The organism is Homoserinimonas sp., assembly GCF_056262345.1.
Window position 1 is genome coordinate 1 of record NZ_JBACFR010000175.1, and the last position, 3,330, is coordinate 3,330.

3 protein-coding genes and 1 pseudogene are annotated in these 3,330 nt (G+C 66.2%); all 4 read right to left on the minus strand.

The window, feature by feature from the left end:
* Nucleotides 1–289: pseudogene (locus AC062T_RS08590) on the minus strand (carbohydrate ABC transporter permease); the annotation flags it as partial.
* 4 nt (nt 290–293) lie between these two features.
* Nucleotides 294–1,577: an extracellular solute-binding protein gene (locus AC062T_RS08595; RefSeq protein ID WP_476029151.1), complete on the minus strand. Its 1,284-nt coding sequence runs from the start codon at nt 1,575–1,577 to the stop codon at nt 294–296.
* Nucleotides 1,578–1,604: 27 nt separating this feature from the next.
* Nucleotides 1,605–2,669: a LacI family DNA-binding transcriptional regulator gene (locus tag AC062T_RS08600; protein WP_476029153.1), complete on the minus strand. Its 1,065-nt coding sequence runs from the start codon at nt 2,667–2,669 to the stop codon at nt 1,605–1,607.
* 268 nt (nt 2,670–2,937) lie between these two features.
* Nucleotides 2,938–3,330: aldehyde dehydrogenase family protein (locus AC062T_RS08605; RefSeq protein WP_476029155.1), on the minus strand; the 393-nt coding region annotated here is incomplete at its 5' end.

Here is a 3,330-nt window from a genome sequence, read left to right on the forward strand (position 1 = left end):
TCGCAAAGTTATCGAAGCCCACAAACGGCCGGTCGACTTCGGCCCCGGGCGCGGCGAAGAAGAAGTCGTGAAACGAGATCCAGAACGAATAGATCAGCGGATAAGCGAACACCAGCACCACAAAGACCAGGTAGGGCGCGCTCAGCACGAGCCCAAACGGGTTGGGGCCGAGCAGGCGCCGCTTGCGACGGGGCTGCCCGTCGGAAGCGGCGGGTGCCGCCGGCCCTGGCCCGGCCGCCCCTGCTCCCGGAGGGAGGGGCGACGCCGTCGGCACAACGCTGCGGGTCATGGTGTTACTGCTTCTGGGCGATCTCGTTGATCTTGTCGGCAGCATCATCCAGCGCCGTTTGCACATCCTCCTCGCCGAAGATCACCGACTTCGACCAGGCATCGCGGAACGCCTGCATCATCTCGACCGTGTTGGGGCCGGCGGGAACCTCCACGGTTCGAGCGGCCTGGTCACCGAATGTTGCGTATTCCGGATTCGCGGCAAAGTAGTCGGGGAACGCCTCCTGCAGGTCAACGCGCAGCGGCATCTGCCCCGTCAGCTCCAGCAGCTGGCCATCCTGCTCCTCGCTCGTCGAGAACTTGAGCACATCCCATGCTGTCGCGCGGTTCTCGCACGCCGAGTAGAGGCCGATGTTCTTGGCGTCGCCGAATGTCCAGGTCTCCTCGGCGGGGATACCGTCCTTGGTCGGCACCGGCACGGCACCCCAGTTCACATCCTCATAGACGGAGATCGCCCACGGGCCGACGATGGCCATTGCCGCTACACCGTCGGCAAACGCATCGCCCTGGTGTGCCTCCTGCGACGCCAACTTCTCCGAGTAGAGGGTCGCCCAAAAGTCGCTGGCCTCGTAGCCCTCGGTGTCGGCGAAGGTCGCCTCGCCGTCCTCCACGAACTGCTCGCCGTCGGTGGCCGCAGCAAACAGCGGGTAGAAGTCGAACTGCATTTGGAAGAACTCGCTCGTCGGCGCCGGCAGAATCGCGTTGGCGACGGTTCCCGACGACACCAGCGTGCGTGCGGTGGAGAGGAACTCGTCATACGTTGCCAAAGGCGGGTTCTCGGCATCGAGCCCCGCCGCCGTGAACAGATCCTTGTTGTAGAAGATCTGCACGGGGTTCGACTTCCACGGCATCTGGAAGAAGTCACCGTCGGCGTTTTCGTACTGGGACGCAAGTTCGCCGGAGCGCTCCTCGATGTATTCCGCGCCATCCTCAAACTCCGAGAGATTCACGAGACCGCCCTGCTTTTCGAACTGACCAACGGCAGAGGGCGCGGTGTTGTAGATCAGGCAGGGCGCGTTGCCTGCGGTGATCGCCGCGCCGATGACCTCCTCGCTGCTCTTGCCAGCGGGGATCTCCTGACCCTTGATCTGCTCGTCAGGATGGTCGGCATTCCAGGCCTCGACCATCTGCTTGCCCCACGCCACCTCCTGCTCGTTGTTCGAGTACCAGATGGTGATGTCGCCGCGGCTGTCGTTCGAGCCGGATCCACCGCCTCCTCCGCTGCAGGCGGTGAGGGCGAACGCCCCCAGCATGACAACGGCGGCGGTTGTAACTGTCCTTCTTCGCACAGTTCTCTCCTTCGATTGTGACGGGCTTTAGGCGATCGACTTCTCGGCGCTGAGCGCCCTACTGGCACGGTGGTGAACGGGGCTTGCGGTTGACTCGCGCACGACGAGGCGGGCGGGATCCAGTTCGCTGTCGGCCACATCCAGGCCCGCGATCAGAGAAAGAAGTGCCCGGGCGGATGCCCCGCCCCACTCCTGCACCGAGGTCACCACGGTGGTCAGGGCGGGAAAGTTGTGGCGCCCCGCCTCGCCCCCATCGAACCCCGTCACCGACAGGTCTTCTGGCACGCGCAGCCCGAGGCGCTGGGCGACCCCCATCCCCGCGAGAGCCATGGGGTCGTTCGCGTAGACGATCGCTGTCGGCGGATGCGCAAGCGCCAGCAGATCACGGGTCGCCTTCGCGCCGCCCTGCGCCGTGAAGTCCGTCTCGACCACGAGGTCGGGGCGCAAGCCATGCAGGGTCAGCGCCTCAGAGAACGCGGCCGACCTGCGGGCGGCGTGCAGCATCCCGCTCGATCCTGCGACATGCGCGATGCGCCGGTGGCCGAGGCCCACGAGGTGATCGACGGCGGCGCGGATGCCCGGCGCATCGTCGACAGAGACGGCGGGGAACTCGGAGCGCTGCTGGGGGTGACCGAGTGTGACGGCGAGCAACCCCAGCTCCCGCAACAGGGGCACGCGGGAGTCTGCCTCCCGCAGGTCGGTGAGGATAACGCCGTCGACCCGATCATGGGCAACGAGCTGCCGATAGGTCTCGTGCTCGGCGCGTTCGTCGGGAACCATGCTCAGCACGAGGGCCTGCCCCACCGGCGCAAGCGCGGACTCGATGCCTGCGATGAACGCCGGAAAAAACGAGTCTTCCGAGATCACAGCGGGGTCGCGGGCGATGACAAGGCCGAGAGCATAGGCGCGGGCTGTGGTGAGCGAACGCGCGCGCACGCTCGGCACCCAGCCGAGTTCGCCAGCGGCGCGAAGGATGCGATCCCGCGATTGTGGGGCGACGCCCGGTTTGCCGTTCAGGGCGAAGGAGACGAGCGACTTGCTCACCCCGGCGGCACGAGCAACGTCATCGATCGTGGCGCGTTGCTTAACCATCGCGGCCTCCTCGTCGAGCGCCCGGCATCATCCGGAATCGCCCGCGAGGCGGCGCGCTGCGCAACCGCTCGGACCTAAACCGGTTTAGCCACGGTACGTCCAAGTCGAGGCTTAATCAACCCCGTTTGGGGGCCAAGCTCGGCGCACCCAAAACCCGCTCCCCGCGCTGGCGAGCTCGCCCCGCGACCGAGGTCGGCGCACCCAAAACCCGCTCGCCGCGCCCAAAGTTCTGGGCGCGGGGAGCGGGTTTCAGGCGCAGGGAGCCGCGTTAGTCGTGCTGCGGGAACCCCAGGTTAATGCCGCCGTGCGACGGGTCAAGCCACCGAGAGGTGACCGCCTTCTCGCGCGTGAAGAACGCGACTCCGGCCGGCCCATACGCCTTGGCGTCGCCAAACAGCGACTGCTTCCAGCCGCCGAACGAGTGGTAACCAACGGGCACCGGGATCGGCACGTTGATGCCGACCATGCCGACCTGCACCTCGTACTGAAAGCGGCGAGCCGCGCCACCGTCGTTGGTGAAGATCGCGGTTCCGTTGCCGTACGGCGACTCGTTGATCAGGTCGAGCCCTTCCTCATACGACCCCACCCGCACAATCGACAGCACGGGCCCGAAGATCTCGTCTTTGTAGACGGCGGAGGTCGGCGAGACCTTGTCGAACAG